16 protein-coding genes are annotated in these 17,160 nt (G+C 71.0%); 3 read left to right on the forward strand and 13 right to left on the reverse strand.

Annotation, left to right across the window (positions count from 1 at the left end):
• Window positions 1-66: 66 nt before the first annotated feature.
• The 4 genes from IE267_RS02740 to glmS all read right to left on the reverse strand — a co-directional run bounded on the left by IE267_RS02740 (window position 67) and on the right by glmS (window position 5,528).
• Window positions 67-1,020 carry a L,D-transpeptidase family protein gene (locus tag IE267_RS02740; RefSeq protein ID WP_229860595.1) on the reverse strand — a complete coding sequence of 318 codons (954 nt, stop codon included), beginning with the start codon at window positions 1,018-1,020 and terminating at the stop codon, window positions 67-69.
• 120 nt (window positions 1,021-1,140) lie between these two features.
• Window positions 1,141-2,574: an NAD(P)H-hydrate dehydratase gene (locus IE267_RS02745; RefSeq protein WP_189762038.1), complete on the reverse strand. Its 1,434-nt coding sequence runs from the start codon at window positions 2,572-2,574 to the stop codon at window positions 1,141-1,143.
• A gap of 677 nt (window positions 2,575-3,251) precedes the next feature.
• Window positions 3,252-3,620, reverse strand: a complete 369-nt coding sequence (locus IE267_RS02750) for a holo-ACP synthase (protein ID WP_189762039.1) — start codon at window positions 3,618-3,620, stop codon at window positions 3,252-3,254.
• 60 nt (window positions 3,621-3,680) lie between these two features.
• The gene (glmS, locus tag IE267_RS02755) at window positions 3,681-5,528 is read right to left on the reverse strand and encodes a glutamine--fructose-6-phosphate transaminase (isomerizing) (RefSeq protein WP_189762040.1); all 1,848 of its coding nucleotides are present in this window, start codon (window positions 5,526-5,528) and stop codon (window positions 3,681-3,683) included.
• 456 nt (window positions 5,529-5,984) lie between these two features.
• Between glmS and coaA the strand changes: the two genes are divergently transcribed.
• Window positions 5,985-6,974, forward strand: a complete 990-nt coding sequence (gene coaA, locus IE267_RS02760) for a type I pantothenate kinase (RefSeq protein ID WP_167157625.1) — start codon at window positions 5,985-5,987, stop codon at window positions 6,972-6,974.
• A 45-nt stretch (window positions 6,975-7,019) separates the two neighbouring features.
• Complete coding sequence (locus IE267_RS02765) at window positions 7,020-7,955, forward strand: DUF389 domain-containing protein (RefSeq protein ID WP_167157627.1); 936 nt, start codon at window positions 7,020-7,022, stop codon at window positions 7,953-7,955.
• On the opposite strand, the gene glmM is transcribed toward IE267_RS02765, so the two are convergent.
• From glmM to IE267_RS02785, 4 genes are all read right to left on the reverse strand, one after another.
• Entirely contained in the window at window positions 7,952-9,310 is a 1,359-nt protein-coding gene (glmM, locus tag IE267_RS02770; protein WP_189762041.1) for a phosphoglucosamine mutase, read from the reverse strand. The genes IE267_RS02765 and glmM overlap by 4 nt on opposite strands.
• Before the next feature lie 122 nt (window positions 9,311-9,432).
• On the reverse strand, window positions 9,433-9,951 hold the full coding sequence (gene rpsI, locus IE267_RS02775; protein ID WP_161245589.1) for a 30S ribosomal protein S9: 519 nt from the start codon (window positions 9,949-9,951) through the stop codon (window positions 9,433-9,435).
• A gap of 47 nt (window positions 9,952-9,998) precedes the next feature.
• Window positions 9,999-10,442 (reverse strand): 50S ribosomal protein L13, encoded by a 444-nt coding sequence (gene rplM, locus IE267_RS02780; RefSeq protein WP_161245590.1) that lies wholly within the window; start codon window positions 10,440-10,442, stop codon window positions 9,999-10,001.
• A gap of 271 nt (window positions 10,443-10,713) precedes the next feature.
• Complete coding sequence (locus IE267_RS02785; protein WP_189762042.1) at window positions 10,714-12,336, reverse strand: ABC-F family ATP-binding cassette domain-containing protein; 1,623 nt, start codon at window positions 12,334-12,336, stop codon at window positions 10,714-10,716.
• A 57-nt stretch (window positions 12,337-12,393) separates the two neighbouring features.
• Here IE267_RS02785 and IE267_RS02790 point away from each other — a divergent pair, with 57 nt between their 5' ends.
• On the forward strand, window positions 12,394-13,236 hold the full coding sequence (locus tag IE267_RS02790; protein ID WP_189762043.1) for a hypothetical protein: 843 nt from the start codon (window positions 12,394-12,396) through the stop codon (window positions 13,234-13,236).
• Here IE267_RS02790 and truA read toward each other — a convergent pair.
• The 5 genes from truA to rpsM all read right to left on the reverse strand — a co-directional run bounded on the left by truA (window position 13,207) and on the right by rpsM (window position 16,981).
• Window positions 13,207-14,079, reverse strand: a complete 873-nt coding sequence (gene truA / locus IE267_RS02795) for a tRNA pseudouridine(38-40) synthase TruA (protein WP_189762044.1) — start codon at window positions 14,077-14,079, stop codon at window positions 13,207-13,209. The genes IE267_RS02790 and truA overlap by 30 nt on opposite strands.
• An 85-nt stretch (window positions 14,080-14,164) precedes the next feature.
• Complete coding sequence (gene rplQ / locus IE267_RS02800; RefSeq protein WP_167157633.1) at window positions 14,165-14,653, reverse strand: 50S ribosomal protein L17; 489 nt, start codon at window positions 14,651-14,653, stop codon at window positions 14,165-14,167.
• Between the two features lie 179 nt (window positions 14,654-14,832).
• Window positions 14,833-15,855, reverse strand: a complete 1,023-nt coding sequence (locus tag IE267_RS02805) for a DNA-directed RNA polymerase subunit alpha (RefSeq protein WP_010473911.1) — start codon at window positions 15,853-15,855, stop codon at window positions 14,833-14,835.
• Between the two features lie 271 nt (window positions 15,856-16,126).
• Window positions 16,127-16,531: a 30S ribosomal protein S11 gene (gene rpsK / locus IE267_RS02810; protein WP_003956432.1), complete on the reverse strand. Its 405-nt coding sequence runs from the start codon at window positions 16,529-16,531 to the stop codon at window positions 16,127-16,129.
• 69 nt (window positions 16,532-16,600) lie between these two features.
• On the reverse strand, window positions 16,601-16,981 hold the full coding sequence (gene rpsM, locus IE267_RS02815) for a 30S ribosomal protein S13 (protein ID WP_100578132.1): 381 nt from the start codon (window positions 16,979-16,981) through the stop codon (window positions 16,601-16,603).
• Window positions 16,982-17,160: the final 179 nt, after the last annotated feature.

The following is a 17,160-nucleotide window of genomic DNA, read 5'->3' on the forward strand; positions in this document are numbered from 1 at the left end:
GCGGTCATCGCGCCAGTCTCTCAGAGCGCACGGGCAGCCGGATTGTGCCGCGGGCCACACCCGGTGTCAGGTGCCGTCGCGGTGCCCCCACACGTAGACGAGGTCCTTGTTGCGCAGCACGTCCCACAGCCTGCGCGCGTCGGTCAGGCTCAGGTTGACGCAGCCCTGGCTGCCGACCGAGGTGTACACGCTGTGGTAGATCGCGTGGAAGGCCTGACCGCCGTCGAAGAACTGGGCGTAGGGCATGGCCTGGTGGTAGATCGACGACACGTGGTTCTTGTGCCGCCAGTAGACCTTGTGCCAGCCGCCCCGGGTGGGCAGCGAGGCCCGCCCGCTGCGGATCGGCACCGGACCGAACGTCACCTTGCTGCCGGTCTGGACCCACATCAGCTGCCGCGTCAGATCGACGCACGCCACCCGCTGCTTCCTCACCGGGCACTTGTGGGCCGCGTTGGGGTTCTTGCGGGCGGACAGGAACTGCATCCGCGACCAGGTGACCGGTCCCGCGAAGCCGATGGTGGGCGAAATCCCCTGCTGCTGTTGGAACTTGCGGATCGCCGCGCAGTCGGCGGCGGACTGCCGGCCGTCCACCTTGAGGCGCAGCCAGCGCTCGACCTGACGCTGGTAGGGCCCGGTCTTGGCGGTGCAACTGCCGGGTTTGGCGGTGAGCTCGCTCTGCGGCACGTACTCGATGAGCCGGTACGCGTCCTCCGGGGCGGCGGCCGGCTCCGCCCGGTCCTCGGCGGCCCCGGGCTCGTACACGAGCGGCGGGAGCACCTGGTCGGGGGTGTCGAGCGGCAGCGCGGGCGACGCCGACGCCACCCCGGGCACCAGCGTCTCGGCGGGGGCGCCGCTGTCCGGTGCGGGCGGTGCGGGTGGCGCGGGGGCGGCGGGCCGGGGCGGCGGGGGCGGCGCCTCTCCGCTGCCGGGGGCGGCCGCGCCGAGGGTGAGCGCGGCCGCGAGCATCAGCCCGCACGCTCCCCACTTCTGGCGTTTCTTACGCTTTTGTCCTTGGCTCATGCGCCCAGCGAACCCCGCGCCCCGGGCAAGTCGCGGAAGCCGCGCGGCGCATGTCACCCGGGAGCGGGCGGGCCGGGCCCCCACGCCATCGCTCGGCGGGGGTTCCGGTCGGACCGGGGACTACCGCTCGGCGGGGGTTGCCGCGATGTCCCTCCAGGCCTCGGGGAGCGCCTCGGCCACCGCGTACGCCGAGGTCGGGGCGCCCTGGGCGGCGTGCCGGCCGGCCAGGCCGTGCAGGTAGGCGGCCGCCGACGCCGCGTCGCGCGCGGGCAGGCCGGTCGCGAGCAGCGAGCCCGCCAGGCCCGAAAGCACGTCACCGCTGCCGGCGGTGGCCAGCCACGGGGTGCCGGTCGAGTTGACCCGGACCGGGCCTTCGGCGTCCGCGATCAGAGTGGTCGAGCCCTTCAGGAGCACCGTCGCCCCGAACCGCGCGGCCAGTTCGCGCACCGAGGCGAGCCGTTCGGCCTCGACCTGCTCGCGCGGGACCCCGAGCAGGGCCGCCGCCTCGCCTGCGTGCGGGGTGAGCAGGGTGGCGGCGGAGCGGGCCCGTACGGCGTCGGGGTCCAGGCCGCGCAGGCCGTCCGCGTCCACCAGGACCGGCACGTCGGACGCGAGCACCTCGGTCACGCCCGGCCCCTCGCCGAGGCCGGGGCCGACCACCCAGGCCTGCACCCGGCCGGCCTGGTCGGGCGAGCCGTCCGACACCAGGGTCTCGGGGAAGCGGGCGATCACGGCGTCCCCGCCGGGGCCCACGTACCGCACGGCCCCGGCCCCGCCGCGCAGCGCGCCCGCGACGGCGAGGACGGCCGCGCCCGGGTACCGGCCGGAGCCCGCGACGACCCCGACGACGCCCCTGCGGTACTTGTCGCTCTCGGCGGCCGGCGCGGGCAACAGGTCCGCCACTTCGCCGTGTTGGAGCGCCTCGACGGCCGGTACGGAGGGCAGGTCGAGGCCGATCGGGACGAGGTGCACCACGCCCGCGTACTCCTGTGCGGGGTCGATGAGCAGGCCCGGCTTGTACGCGCCGAACGTGACGGTGACGTCCGCGCGCAGCGCCTCGCCCGCGACCTCGCCGGTGTCCGCGTCCACGCCGCTCGGCAGGTCGACGGCGACGACCAGCGCGTTCGAGCCCCGGGCGGCGCGGGCCAGGGGCACGGCGTCGGGGCGGAGCCCGCCGTGGCCGCCGATGCCGGTGATGCCGTCCAGTACGAGATCGGCGACGGCCAGCACCTCGAAGGGGTCCTCGGCGACGCGGCCGCCGGCGCGGGTGAACGCGGCGAGGCCCTCCGGGTGGGCGCGGTCGGGCGCGAGCAGCACCGCGCTGACACCGGCACCCCTGCGGGCCAGCCGGGCGCCCGCGTACAGCGCGTCGCCGCCGTTGTCGCCGCTGCCGACGAGCAGGACTACGCGGGCGCCGTACGTACGGCCCAGCAGCCCCGCGCAGGTGGCCGCGAGGCCGGCGGCGGCGCGCTGCATCAGGGTGCCCGGGGGGAGCTTGGCCATGAGCTCGCGCTCGGCGGTGCGGACGGTGGTGACGTCAAACCCAGTACGCATGCGCCCACTCTCCCCCGAGCCCCCCGCCCCCGGCCACCGGGGGCCCACCCCGGGTCTCCGCCCCGGACCCCGCGGGGTTTGCCCACCCTCCCGCCCATATGGCGGGTTGCATCGGCTGAGCCCTGGGGCTGCGCCCCAGACCCCGGGGGACTTGCCCACCCGCCCGCCCATATGGCGGGTTGGATCGGCTGAGCCCTGGGGCTGCGCCCCAGACCCCTGCGGGGGCTCCGCCCCCTGCACCCCCGTTCGCGCCTGAACGGCGCTCGTCCTCAATCGCCGGACAGGCTGTAGGTGCCCCAGCACCGAGCCTTTCAGGGGCGCGAGGAACTGCGCGAGACGCGGGCACGGACCGCAGCCGACAACGGGGTTGGGGGCGCGAGGAACTGCGCGAGAAGCCACCCACGGTCCGAGGACGTAAACGGGGTTGGGGGCGCGAGGAACTGCGCGAGACGCGGGCACGGACCGCAGCCGACAACGGGGTTGGGGGCGCGAGGAACTGCGCGAGCAACCACCCACGGTCCGCACCCGAACCAGGGGCCCGGGGCCGCGGCCCCGGAAGCCCACCCGCCCCCCACCCCCAGAGGGTTGCGGGAAGGGGCGGGGAGGGGCGAAACCCAGGGCCCCGCACGCCACGCGGCGCAGATGGCGCCGCAGGGCAGGGCGGGGTGGTGGGAAAGTCACCCCTCCGCGATCACCACCGCGGACGCCACCCCCGCATCATGGCTGAGCGAAACGTGCCAATGCCGAACCCCCAGCTCGGCCGCCCGCGCCGCGACGGAGCCCCGGACGCGCAGCCGGGGCTGCCCGCTCCCCTCCACGTACACCTCCGCATCCGTCCACAACAGCCCCGCCGGCGCCCCCAGCGCCTTCGCGAGGGCCTCCTTCGCGGCGAAGCGGGCGGCGAGCGAGGCGTCGCCGCGCCGCGCGCCGCTGGGCAGCGTCAACTCGCTTTCCACGAACAGCCGTTGAAGCATCCCGGGCGTCCGCGCGATGGACGCCCCGAACCGCTCGATCTCGGCCACGTCGATGCCGACCCCGATGATCACTCGACCCCTCCCTCACTCACGTACCGCACTCCCGCACCCTCCCACTCCGCACGCCCGCGCTCACTCCACCGTCACGGACTTGGCCAGGTTGCGCGGCTGGTCGACCTCGTTGCCCCGGGCCGTCGCCAGTTCGCACGCGAAGACCTGGAGCGGCACGGTGGCCACCAGCGGCTGGAGCAGCGTGGGCGTGGCCGGGATGCGGACGAGGTGGTCGGCGTACGGCACCACCGCCTCGTCGCCCTCCTCCGCGATCACGATCGTGCGCGCCCCCCGGGCCCGGATCTCCTGGATGTTGGACACGATCTTGTCGTGCAGCACGGACCGTCCGCGCGGCGACGGAACGACGACCACCACCGGCAGGTCCTGCTCGATCAGGGCGATCGGCCCGTGCTTCAGCTCCCCCGCCGCGAACCCCTCGGCGTGCATGTACGCCAGCTCCTTGAGCTTGAGCGCGCCTTCGAGGGCCACGGGGTAGCCGACGTGCCGGCCGAGGAAGAGCACCGTGTTCTTGTCGGCGAGCGAGCGCGCCAACTCCCGTACCGGCTCCATGGTTTCGAGGACGCGGTCGACCTCGCGGGAGATCTCGGCGAGGTCGTGCACAACGGCCCGGATCTCGTCGCCCCACTTGGTGCCGCGCACCTGGCCGAGGTACAGCGCGACGAGGTAGCAGGCCACCAGCTGGGTGAGGAACGCCTTCGTCGAGGCGACGGCGACCTCGGGGCCCGCGTGCGTGTAGAGGACCGCGTCCGACTCGCGCGGGATCGTCGAGCCGTTCGTGTTGCAGATGGCGAGCACCTTCGCGCCCTGCTCGCGGGCGTGCCGCAGCGCCATCAGCGTGTCCATGGTCTCGCCGGACTGCGAGATGGCGATGACGAGGGTGCGCTGGTCGAGGATCGGGTCCCGGTAGCGGAACTCGCTGGCCAGCTCCGTCTCGCAGGGAATCCGCGTCCAGTGCTCGATCGCCAGCTTCGCGATCATGCCCGCGTGGTAGGCCGTCCCGCACGCCACGACGACGACCTTGTCGATCTCGCGCAGCACCTTGTGCGGGATGCGCAGCTCGTCGAGGGTCAGCGAGCCGGCGCCGTCGATCCGCCCGAGCAGCGTGTCCGCGACGGCCTTGGGCTGCTCGGCGATCTCCTTGAGCATGAAGTAGTCGTAGCCGCCCTTCTCGGCGGCCGAGGCGTCCCAGTCGACGTGGTACGCCCGGGTCTCGGCCGGCTCCCCGTCGAAGTCGGTGACGGTGACCCCGTCCCGGCGCAGCTCGACGACCTGGTCCTGGCCGAGCTCGATCGCGGAGCGGGTGTGCGCGATGAACGCGGCGACGTCGGAGGCGAGGAAGGACTCCCCCTCGCCGACGCCCACCACGAGCGGCGAGTTGCGCCGCGCGCCCACCACGACGTCCGGCTCGTCGGCGTGCACGGCCACCAGCGTGAACGCGCCCTCCAGACGCCGGCACACCTGGCGCATGGCCTCCGCCAGGTCCTCGGCGGAGGAGTAGCACTCGGCCAGGAGGTGCGCGACGACCTCGGTGTCCGTCTCCGAGGCCAGCTCGTGGCCGCGCTCGGCCAGCTCGGCGCGCAGCGCGGCGAAGTTCTCGATGATCCCGTTGTGCACGACCGCGACCCGCCCCGCGTTGTCCAGGTGCGGGTGAGCGTTCTCATCGGTCGGCCCGCCGTGCGTGGCCCACCGGGTGTGCCCGATGCCGGTGGCCCCGGCGGGCAGCGGCGCCTCCACGAGCGCCTTCTCCAGATTGACCAGCTTGCCGGCCTTCTTCGCCGCGGCGATCCCGCCGTCCGCCAGGACTGCGACGCCCGCCGAGTCGTACCCGCGGTATTCGAGCCGCTTCAGCCCGGCGACCACGACGTCGAGCGCCGACTGTCCGCCCACATAACCCACGATTCCGCACATAAAAACCCCTTCGCGGCCGCCTGACCAGCGACTCAAGGTGTCACTTACCGCCCCTGACACCCGCTGGGGAGTCCGCGGGGAGCTCCAGCTCCCACCGACCCTCGCATCGAGCGCTTCGAGACCACGGGTGCCCGAGTCCGGCATCACCCGCGGGTGCGCTCCCGTGCGAAGCGCTGGAGCCGCCGGTACTCGTGACCGAGCCACCTTGCCACGAGAACCGGCGACTCCAGCGCTTCGCGCGATGTCGAGCCGTGGGTGTGGCGCACCGTCGCCCACCCGCCGCACCGCACGGGCGGAGGGGTCGGTCCGACCCGACGCGGGCGATCGCGTCCCGGCCCGCGTCGGCCCGGCCGAGCGGTCGGTCCCGGAGAAGGCCGGGGAAGGTGGGTCAGGTCACTCCCGCCAAGTGACCCACCCCACCCCCCACGCACGTCATACAGCCGCAACAATGGAGTCGTGATCACTTCGCTGCCACGGAGCGCCCACCGCAAGCCGGAGGCGACTCCCTATGTGGACCTGACGCGCGCCGAATGGAGCGCTCTGCGCGACAAGACGCCGCTGCCGCTGACCGCCGAGGAGGTCGAGCGCCTGCGCGGACTCGGCGACGTCATCGACCTCGACGAAGTGCGCGACATCTACCTGCCGCTGTCCCGGCTGCTCAACCTGTACGTGGAGGCCACCGCCCATCTGCGCGGCACCCTCAACACGTTCCTGGGCGACGCGGGCAACGGGCACGGCACCCAGCGCGGCACCCCCTTCGTCATAGGGGTCGCGGGGTCCGTGGCGGTCGGCAAGTCGACGGTGGCCCGTCTGCTCCAGGCGCTGCTCGCCCGCTGGCCCGAGCACCCCCGGGTGGAGCTGGTCACCACCGACGGCTTCCTGTACCCGATGGCCGAGCTCCAGCGCCGCGGCCTGATGTCGCGCAAGGGGTTCCCCGAGTCGTACGACCGCCGGGCCCTGACCCGGTTCGTCGCGGACATCAAGGCGGGCAAGGACGAGGTCACCGCGCCCGTCTACTCGCACCTCATCTACGACATCGTGCCGGACGAGCAGCTCGTGGTGCGCCGCCCGGACATCCTCATCGTGGAGGGCCTCAACGTCCTGCAGCCTGCCCTGCCGGGACAGGACGGCCGCACCCGGGTCGGTCTCGCCGACTACTTCGACTTCAGCGTGTACGTGGACGCGCGCACCGAGGACATCGAGACCTGGTACCTGAACCGGTTCCGCAAGCTGCGCGAGACCGCCTTCCAGAACCCGTTCTCGTACTTCCGCAAGTACACCCAGGTCTCCGAGGAGGAGGCCCTGGACTACGCCCGCACGACCTGGCGGACCATCAACCGGCCCAACCTGGTGGAGAATGTGGCCCCCACCCGCGGCCGGGCCACCCTCGTCGTGCGCAAGGGACCCGACCACAAGATCCAGAAGATCTCGCTGCGCAAACTGTGACCGCAGGCCGCAGCCGCGGCCACGAGCCCGACCCGGCGAGGAAACGTGCTGCACCTGCGACTGATCGTGCCCGCCGACCGCACCGACGAGGTCGTACGCATCGTCGAGTCGACGGTCGGCACCGCCCATCTGGCGGTGCTGCCCGGCGCGGCCCGTGATCCGGCGGGCGACCTGGTGCTGTGCGACGTGGCGCGCGAGGCCGGTGACGGACTGATCGCCGAGCTGCGCGCGACCGGGCTCGACCGGGACGGTTCGATCGCCGTCGACCAGATCGGCCTCTCGATCTCACGGCGCGCTGACGAGGCGGAGGCGGAGGCACCCGGCGAGGGCGCGGACGCGGTGCTGTGGGAGTCGCTGACCGACGCGACGCACGAGGAGTCGACGCTGTCGGTCACCTACGTCGCGTTCCTGGCCGTCGCCACCATGCTGGCCGCGTGCGGCGTGATGCTGGACAACGCGATCCTGATCGTGGGCGCGATGGCGGTCGGCCCCGAGTTCGGGCCACTGGCCGGGATCTCCACGGCGCTGGTGCGACGGGCGCCCCGGCTGGTGTGGCGCTCGCTGGTGGCCCTGCTCGTCGGCTTCGCCGCGGCCATGGTGGTGACCGCGGGGTTCGGCTGGCTGATGGACCAACTCGGGCTGTTCTCAAAGGAGTTGCTGGAGGGCCCGCGCCCCAACACGGCCTTCGTCTGGAAGCCGGACTGGATGTCGTTCGTGGTCGCCTTCCTGGCCGGCATCGCGGGGACGCTCTCGCTGACCTCGGCCAAGTCGGGCGCACTGATCGGCGTCGCGATCTCGGTGACGACGGTTCCCGCGGCGGCCAACGCCGCGATGGCCTTCAGCTACGCGGAGTACGCCCAGACCTGGGGTTCGACCTGGCAACTGCTCGCGAACCTGGGCGGCATCGTACTGGCCGGCACGCTTACGCTGCTCGCCCAGAAGCTCTTCTGGGCGAGGCAGCGCAAGCGCCAACCCGCTTAACCCAGCGCCGACTTGACGACGTCGGCAAGGCGGCCGGCCACCGAGCGGGCCTGCTCGATGTCCGCGGCCTCGACCATCACGCGGACCAGCGGCTCGGTGCCCGAGGGGCGCAGCAGCACCCGGCCGGTGGCGCCCAGCTCGCGCTCGGCCTCGGCGACGGCCGTGCCGAGCTCGGCAGAGGTGGCGACGCGGGACTTGTCGACGTCGGGGACGTTGACCAGGACCTGCGGCAGGCGCGTCATGACCCCGGCGAGATCGGCGAGCGTGCGGCCGGTCGCGGCGACCCGGGCGGCCAGCATCAGACCGGTCAGCGTGCCGTCACCCGTGGTCGCGTGATCCAGGATGATCACGTGGCCGGACTGCTCGCCGCCCAGCGCGTAGCCGTGCTCCTTCATCGACTCCAGGACGTAGCGGTCGCCGACCCCGGTCTGGACGAGCTCGATGCCCTCGCCCTCCATGGCGATCTTGAAGCCCAGGTTCGACATCACGGTACCGACGACGGTGTTGCGACGCAGCGTGCCCGCCTCGCGCATGGCGAGCGCGAGCACCGCGAGGATCTGGTCGCCGTCGACCTCGTTGCCCGAGCCGTCCACGGCCAGGCAGCGGTCGGCGTCGCCGTCGTGCGCGATGCCGAGGTCGGCGCCGTGCTCGACGACGGCCGCCTTCAGGAGGTCGAGGTGGGTGGAGCCGCAACCGTCGTTGATGTTGAGCCCGTCCGGCTCGGCACCGATCGTGACGACCTCGGCCCCGGCCCGCGCGAACGCCTCCGGTGAGACCCGGGCGGCGGCGCCGTGCGCCTCGTCCAGGACGACCTTCAGGCCGTCGAGACGGTTGGGCAGCACCCCGATGAGGTGGGCCACGTACCGGTCGAAGCCCTCGCCGTACGAGCGGACCCGGCCCACACCGGCGCCGGTCGGGCGCTCCCACGGCTCGCCCGTGCGGTGCTGCTCGTAGATCGACTCGATGCGGTCCTCCAGCTCGTCGGCGAGCTTGTGACCGCCGCGCGCGAAGAACTTGACACCGTTGTCCGGCATGGCGTTGTGGCTCGCCGAGAGCATCACACCGAGGTCGGCACCCAGCACGCCGGTGAGGTACGCCACCGCGGGGGTGGGCAGCACACCGACCCGCAGGACGTCCACGCCCGCGCTCGCGAGGCCCGCGACGACCGCCGCTTCGAGGAACTCTCCCGACGCCCGGGGGTCGCGCCCGACCACGGCGGTCGGCCGATGCCCCTCGAAGGTCCCCGCTTCGGCGAGCACATGTGCTGCCGCGACCGACAGACCGAGCGCGAGCTCAGCCGTCAGGTCCGAGTTGGCGACACCGCGCACGCCGTCCGTGCCGAAGAGTCGTCCCACGTCTGTCCTCCGAAAAACTGAAAATGCGGGGTAGATAACTGCGGGGGTGGAGATAGACGAACGCCCCGGCAGCACGGAAGGTGCTGCCGGGGCGAACGAGAGCCGTAGTGGCAGGCGCGGATTTAGCGCTTGCTGTACTGCGGAGCCTTGCGGGCCTTCTTGAGACCGGCCTTCTTGCGCTCGACCGCACGGTCGTCGCGGGAGAGGAAGCCGGCCTTCTTGAGGGCGCCGCGGTTGTTGTCGACGTCGGCCTCGTTCAGCGCACGGGCCACGCCGAGGCGCAGGGCGCCGGCCTGACCGGACACGCCGCCACCCGAGATGCGGGCGATGACGTCGTAGCGGTTGTCGAGCTCAAGCACCTTGAAGGGCTCGTTGACTTCCTGCTGGTGGACCTTGTTCGGGAAGTAGTCTTCGAGCGTACGCCCGTTGATCTTCCACTTGCCGGTGCCCGGAACGATCCGGACACGGGCGATGGCGTTCTTGCGACGGCCCAGGCCGGCGGCCGGCTGCGGGTCGCCGAAGCGGGACGCCATCGACTCGGTGGTGTACTCGCCCTCGACGGGGACCTCGGACTCGAAGGTGGTGACCTCCGCGTAGGTCTCTTCGCCCTCGACGGGGGTCTCGACAGTGGTCTCGGCCACGATGCTCCTCAGATTCTTTTCTGTCTTAGGGGGTGTGGTGGCCGGAACTACTGCGCGACCTGGGTGATCTCGAACGGCACCGGCTGCTGGGCAGCGTGGGGGTGCTGGTCGCCCGAGTAGACCTTCAGCTTCGAGAGCATCTGACGGCCCAGGGTGTTCTTGGGGATCATGCCCTTGATGGCCTTCTCGACGGCCTTCTCCGGGTTGTTCGCCAGGAGGTCGTCGTAGCGCACCGAACGGAGACCGCCCGGGTAGCCGGAGTGGCGGTACGCCATCTTCTGGGTCTTCTTGTTGCCGGACAGGTGAACCTTGTCGGCGTTGATGATGATGACGAAGTCACCCATGTCCATGTGGGGCGCATACACGGGCTTGTGCTTGCCCCGGAGGAGGTTCGCGGCGGTGGTCGCCAGACGACCCAGGACGATGTCCTGAGCGTCAATGACGTGCCACTGGCGAGTGATGTCGCCGGGCTTGGGGCTGTACGTACGCACTTCGTAGCCTTCGCTTCTTAGTGGATGGGGAGCAGACACATTGCACCCTGAAGCGATCATGCAGCTGGGACTCACAGTGCCGGGACGATGCCCGTATGCGAGCCACTGGTAACTGCTCCAGAGAACTTGCGCAACGGCTGTCGCGTGAGAACGACCGAGCCAATACGCATAACGAACCAGAAGGATACCCGGGCGCCCCCGAGCGGGTCAAAACCGCCCGGGAGCCTCCCGTTCCGATCCGGCCCGCTCCGCCTCTGGCCTGCGCGAACGCCTAGCGCGCCCGCTCCACCCGGCGCTCGTCCCACACCGGCTCCGGCGTCTCGCGCACCACACCGTCCGAGCCGAAGACCAGATAGCGGTCGAACGACTTCGAGAACCAGCGGTCGTGGGTGACCGCGAGCACCGTCCCGTCGTACGCCTCGAGACCGTCCTGCAGCGCCTCCGCCGACTCCAGGTCCAGGTTGTCCGTCGGCTCGTCGAGCAGCAGCGCGGTGGTGCCGGCCAGCTCCAGGAGCAGGATCTGGAAGCGGGCCTGCTGGCCGCCCGAGAGCTTCTCGAAGGGCTGGTCCCCCTGCCGCTCCAGCTCGTAGCGGCGCAGCACCGACATCGCGGCCCCGCGGTCCTTGGCGTGCTCGCTCCACAGGATGTCGACGAGGGTGCGCCCGAGCAGCTCGGGGTGGGCGTGGGTCTGCGCGAAGTGCCCGGGCACGACCCGCGCCCCCAGCTTCCAGTTACCGGTGTGCGCCACCGACGGGTCGCCCGCGAGCAGCCGCAGGAAATGCGACTTGCCGGAGCCGTTGGAGCCGAGCACCGCGACCCGCTCGCCGTAGAACACTTCGAGCGAGAACGGCTTCATCAGACCGGTCAGCTCAAGGTTCTCGCAGGTCAGCGCCCGCACGCCGGTACGGCCGCCGCGCAGCCGCATGGTGATCTCCTGCTCGCGCGGCGGCTCCGGCGGCGGGCCGGCGTCCTCGAACCGCTTGAAGCGCGTCTGCATCGCGTGGTAGCGGGACGCCATGTCCGGGCTGATGGCGGCCTGGTTGCGCAGCCGAAGCACCAGCGCCTTCAGGCGGGCGTGCTCCTCGTCCCAGCGCCGCTTGAGCTCCTCGAAGCGCGCGAACCGCTCGCGCCGGGCCTCGTGGTACGTGCCGAATCCGGCGCCGTGCACCCACACGTCCGTGCCCGCGGGACTCGGCTCCAGGCTCACGATCCGCTCGGCGGCCCGCGAGAGCAGCTCCCGGTCGTGCGAGACGAACAGGACCGTCTTGCGGGTCTCGCGCAGCCGCTCCTCCAGCCAGCGCTTGCCCGGCACGTCCAGATAGTTGTCCGGCTCGTCCAGGAGCAGCACCTCGTCGGGCCCCCGGAGCAGCGCTTCGAGCACCAGACGCTTCTGCTCGCCGCCGCTGAGCGTGCGCACCTCACGGAACTGCGCCTTGTCGTACGGCATCCCGAGCGCGGCCATGGTGCACATGTCCCAGACCGTCTCCGCCTCGTAGCCGCGCGCCTCGGCCCAGTCGCTGAGTGCCTGCGCGTACTTCATCTGCGCGGCCTCGTCATCGACCGTCATGATCAGGTGCTCGGCCGCGTCGACCTCCGCGGCGGCCTCCTTGATCCGCGGCTGGGCCACGGAGACCAGCAGGTCACGCACGGTCCGCTCGTCGCGCACCGAGCCGACGAACTGCGGCATCACACCGAGCCCGCCGCTCACCGCCACCGAGCCGCCGTGCGGCTGGAGCTCGCCGGAGATCATGCGGAGCAGCGTGGTCTTGCCGGCCCCGTTGGCGCCGACCAGGGCCACCACCGACCCTTCCGCCACCCGGAACGAAGCGTCGCCGAGCAGCACCCGCCCGTCCGGCAGGTAGTACTCCAGGTGTGCAGCCTCTAGATGTCCCATGCTGCGGATTGTCGCCCAGCTCCTGCCCCCCTGAACAATCGAATTAGGATGCGCGGCATGAGCTTTGGGCAAGGGGGACCCGGGTGGGGCCCGGGGGATCAGCAGACGCCGGACTGGGCGGCGCTGGCCGATGCGTCGGCCGCACGCAACCGGCGCAGGAAGTGGCTGTTCATAGGCGGCGGTGCGCTCGCCACGGCGGCGGTCGTCGCGGTGGTGGCCACCGTCATCGTCACCGCGGGGTCCAAGGACGACGGGAAGTCCGCGAACGAGCTGCCCTCTCCCCCGGCGCTGCCCAGCAACAGCGCCCAGCCGGGGCCCTCGTTCTCCCACGTGGCCCCGCCGCCCCCGCCCAACCCGTACGACTTCGTCGCGAGTGCGAAGAAGGACACGGCCCCGCTGAGCGCCGACACCCTCTTCCCCGGCAAGAGCCTCGCCCTGGGCAGCGGCTCCTACGCCAAGGGCCCCACCGACAAGGTCACCGAGTGCTCTTCGGTCACCCAGGGGTCGCTCGGCTCGATCCTCAACAACAACGGCTGCCGCCAGGTCATCCGGGCCACGTTCACCAAGGACGGCGTCGCGGTCACCGTCGGCGTCGCCGTGTTCGACACGGACGGGCAGGCCACGAAGGCCAAGCAGCAGGCCAACGGCGGCATCGCCTCGCTCTCCGGCTCGGGCGTCAACACCTTCTGCCGGGGCGGATCGGTCTGCCGCAACACGACCAACTCCTATGGCCGCTATGCCTACTTCACGATCGGCGGCTTCGCCAACGGGAAGAACGTGACGAAGGACGACTCGGCCGTCTTCACCGCGGGCAACGACCTCGCGAAGTTCACCTTCGACCAGATCGTCGCCCGCGGCCGCAACCAGGCCTCAGCAGCAGCCGCCCGGCCCGCCGGCTGAACTCCCGGGCAGCGTACGCATGTTGCGCGCCTCCTTGCTGCGCGCGGCGAGCAACTCGTCGGCGGGGTAGCCGACTTCCTCCAGGGTCAGGCCGTGCGGCTTGACCACGTGGACCGAGGAGTCGCGCACCGCCGCCGCCAGCACCTTGCCGGGCCACTCCGCTCCCCGGTGGCCGTCGCCGACGTGCAGCAGCGCGCCCACCAGGGAGCGCACCATGTTGTGGCAGAAGGCGTCCGCGCGCACGGTCGCGGTGACGATCCCGTCGTCACCGCGCACCCAGGACAGCTCCTGGAGCGTGCGGATGGTGGTGGCGCCCTCGCGCTTCTTGCAGTACGCCGCGAAGTCGTGCTCGCCGAGCAGCGCCGCGGAGGCCGCGTTCATCGCCTCGACGTCCAACTCCCAGTCGTGCCACAGGACATGACCGCGCACCAGCGGATCGACACCGCCGACGTTGTCCGTCACCCGGTACGCGTACCGGCGCCAGATCGCCGAGAAGCGCGCGTTGAACCCGCTCGGCGCCTCGGCCACCCGCCAGATCCGGACATCGTGCGGAAGGCGCCCGGCCAGGCGCCGCAGCAGCTTCTCGCGGTGCTCGGCCCACACCTCCTCGGGCAGGTCCACGTGCGCTACCTGGCCGCGCGCGTGCACCCCGGCATCGGTGCGTCCGGCGACGGTCAGGTCGTACGTCACGCCGGACCGGGTCACCGTGCGCAGCGCGTCCTCGATCTCGCCCTGCACGGTCCTGCGCCCGAGCGGCTGCCGGGCCCAGCCGGAGAAGTCCCTGCCGTCGTACGACAGATCAAGACGCACCCGGACGAGGCCGGGCTCCACCTCATCACTCACGTAACAGATCCTCTCAAAGCATCCACACAGCAGAACGGGCCCGCCCCCCGAAGGGAACGGGCCCGTTCACCAGCCTTCAGAACGCTTACGCGTCCTTCGCCTCGTCGGCCGGCTTGGCGTCCTCGACGGTCTCGGCCTCAGCGGCCTTCTCGTCGGACTCCTTGACGGCGCGCACGGTGGCGGCCTCGGCCTCGGCAACGGTCGCCTTCTTGGCGATCTCGCCCTCGACCAGCTCGATCACGGCCATCGGCGCGTTGTCACCACGGCGGTTGCCGATCTTGGTGATACGGGTGTAACCACCCGGACGCTCCTCGTAGCGGGGCGCGATCTCGGTGAAGAGGGTGTGCACGATGCCCTTGTCGGTGATCGACTGCAGCACCAGGCGACGGTTGTGGATGTCGCCCTTCTTCGCCTTGGTGATCAGGCGCTCGGCGACGGGGCGCAGGCGGCGGGCCTTGGCCTCGGTCGTCGTGATCCGGCCGTGCTCGAAGAGCGACTTCGCCAGGTTGGCGAGGAGCAGCTTCTCGTGCGCGGCGCTGCCGCCGAGACGAGCACCCTTTGCGGGACGCGGCATGGTGTTTCTCCTTGGTGTCTGCCCCGGCCGTATCAGGTACCAGGGTCAGTATCCGAGCAGGCGGTCGCCCGTCGGAGATCCGGGAGCTCCCCGAAGGGGGCGCCCGGAAGGGGCGCGGGGAACTGCGCGATCAAGCACAGCGGACCCGCACCCAAGAACGGACCGGATGGCCCGAGCTCTTAGTACTGCTCGGTCTCCACGAACCCGGCGTCCGCGTCATCATCGGCGCCGAAGGCGTCAGCCGCGGCGGTCGGGTCGAAGCCGGGAGGCGAGTCCTTCAGGGCGAGGCCCATACCGGCCAGCTTCGCCTTGACCTCGTCGATCGACTTCGCACCGAAGTTGCGGATGTCGAGCAGGTCGGCCTCGGAGCGCGCCACGAGCTCACCCACGGAGTGGATGCCCTCACGCTTGAGGCAGTTGTACGACCGAACGGTGAGCTCAAGCTCCTCGATCGGCAGCGCCAGGTCGGCGGCGAGGGCGGCGTCCGTGGGGGACGGGCCCATGTCGATGCCCTCGGCGTCGATGTTGAGCTCGCGCGCCAGACCGAACAGCTCGACCAGGGTCTTACCGGCCGACGCCATGGCGTCACGGGGACGCATGGCCTGCTTGGTCTCGACGTCGACGATCAGCTTGTCGAAGTCGGTGCGCTGCTCGACACGGGTCGCCTCGACCTTGTACGTGACCTTGAGCACCGGGGAGTAGATGGAGTCGACCGGGATACGGCCGATCTCCTGGCCCAGCTGCTTGTTCTGCACGGCGGAGACGTAGCCGCGACCGCGCTCGACGGTCAGCTCCATCTCCAGCTTGCCCTTGCCGTTGAGCGTGGCGAGCACCAGGTCGGGGTTGTGCACCTCGACACCGGCCGGCGGGGCGATGTCAGCAGCGGTGACCAGGCCGGGACCCTGCTTGCGCAGGTACATCACGACCGGCTCGTCGTGCTCCGAGGAGACGACCAGCTGCTTGATGTTCAGGATGAGGTCGGTGACGTCCTCCTTGACGCCCGGCACGGTGGTGAACTCGTGCAGGACACCGTCGATCCGGATGCTGGTGACAGCGGCACCGGGGATCGAGGAGAGGAGCGTACGACGCAGGGAGTTGCCGAGCGTGTAGCCGAAGCCCGGCTCCAGGGGCTCGATGACGAACCGCGAGCGGTACTCGTCAACAACCTCTTCGGTCAGCGAAGGGCGCTGAGCGATAAGCATGTGGAGATCCTTCAGTCATGGGCACCCACTATTTGATGCCCTGCTGGGTACTGCGTACTGCAAGGGTACGGGCGGCACGGCCCGAATGAGCCGTACCGCCCGAGCCTTCAAGGCAATCCTTGAAGCAGCCGTGCGTCAGACGCGGCGGCGCGTGGAGCGCCGCCCCGGATCAGACGCGGCGGCGCTTCGGCGGACGGCAGCCGTGCTGCGATATCCCGGGGGCTGACCCCCGGACCCCCAGCCGACTGCCGAGCCGATGCCCAGCCGTGCGTCAGACGCGGCGGCGCTTGGGCGGACGGCAGCCGTTGTGCGGCGTCGGGGTGACGTCCTGGATCGAGCCGACCTCAAGGCCAGTGGCCTGGAGGGAGCGGATCGCGGTCTCACGGCCGGAGCCCGGACCCTTGACGAAGACGTCGACCTTGCGCATGCCGTGCTCCTGCGCGCGGCGGGCGGCCGACTCGGCGGCCATCTGCGCGGCGAACGGAGTCGACTTGCGGGAGCCCTTGAAGCCGACGTGGCCGGCGGACGCCCAGGAGATCACGTTGCCCGAGGGGTCCGTGATCGAGACGATGGTGTTGTTGAACGTGCTCTTGATGTGCGCGTGGCCGTGAGCGACGTTCTTCTTTTCCTTGCGGCGCACCTTCTTGGCAGCGCCCTGACGACCCTTGGGGGGCATGTCTTACTCCAGATGGAGGGGAGGTGATCGGTCCTACAGCGAAGACCGCTGAAAAGCGTCCGCTGTGGACTACTTCTTGCCCGGCTTCTTCTTACCGGCGATGGCGCGACGCGGGCCCTTGCGGGTACGAGCGTTCGTGCTGGTGCGCTGACCGTGGACCGGCAGACCACGACGGTGGCGCAGACCCTGGTAGCAGCCGATCTCGACCTTGCGGCGGATGTCGGCGGCAACCTCACGGCGAAGGTCACCCTCGGTGCGGAGGTTGGCGTCCACGTACTCGCGGATCTTGACCAGGTCCTCTTCGGCCAGGTCGCGAACGCGGGTGTTCGGGTTCACACCGGTCGAGTCGAGGATCTCCTTGGACCGGGTGCGCCCGATACCGAAGACGTAGGTGAGTGCGATCTCCACACGCTTTTCGCGCGGGATGTCAACACCGGAAACGCGTGCCATTTACTGGCTCCAGTTGTTTTCGGGGGTCTTCCACAGCACCGCTCCCGACCGCCGTACTAGGTACGTTTCGGGTCCCCGGCCCCCGCCGGAGGTGTCACCAGCCGGGAACCCGGCCAGGTGGATGCTGCGTATGTACGTTTTGCTCGCGTCGCTTGAAGAACTGCGCAATGCAGGTCGGT

The organism is Streptomyces xanthochromogenes, from assembly GCF_014650455.1.
In the GTDB taxonomy this organism is placed as follows: domain Bacteria; phylum Actinomycetota; class Actinomycetes; order Streptomycetales; family Streptomycetaceae; genus Streptomyces; species Streptomyces xanthochromogenes.

Excerpts from the sequence above, each read along its gene's own strand:
- IE267_RS02740 (WP_229860595.1), bottom strand. The coding sequence starts at position 1,020 with ATGAGCCAAGGACAAAAGCGTAAGAAACGCCAGAAGTGGGGAGCGTGC.
- IE267_RS02745 (WP_189762038.1), bottom strand. The coding sequence starts at position 2,574 with ATGCGTACTGGGTTTGACGTCACCACCGTCCGCACCGCCGAGCGCGAG.
- glmS (WP_189762040.1), bottom strand. The coding sequence starts at position 5,528 with ATGTGCGGAATCGTGGGTTATGTGGGCGGACAGTCGGCGCTCGACGTC.
- IE267_RS02785 (WP_189762042.1), bottom strand. The coding sequence starts at position 12,336 with ATGGGACATCTAGAGGCTGCACACCTGGAGTACTACCTGCCGGACGGG.
- IE267_RS02790 (WP_189762043.1), top strand. The coding sequence starts at position 12,394 with ATGAGCTTTGGGCAAGGGGGACCCGGGTGGGGCCCGGGGGATCAGCAG.
- rplQ (WP_167157633.1), bottom strand. The coding sequence starts at position 14,653 with ATGCCGCGTCCCGCAAAGGGTGCTCGTCTCGGCGGCAGCGCCGCGCAC.
- IE267_RS02805 (WP_010473911.1), bottom strand. The coding sequence starts at position 15,855 with ATGCTTATCGCTCAGCGCCCTTCGCTGACCGAAGAGGTTGTTGACGAG.
- rpsK (WP_003956432.1), bottom strand. The coding sequence starts at position 16,531 with ATGCCCCCCAAGGGTCGTCAGGGCGCTGCCAAGAAGGTGCGCCGCAAG.
- rpsM (WP_100578132.1), bottom strand. The coding sequence starts at position 16,981 with ATGGCACGCGTTTCCGGTGTTGACATCCCGCGCGAAAAGCGTGTGGAG.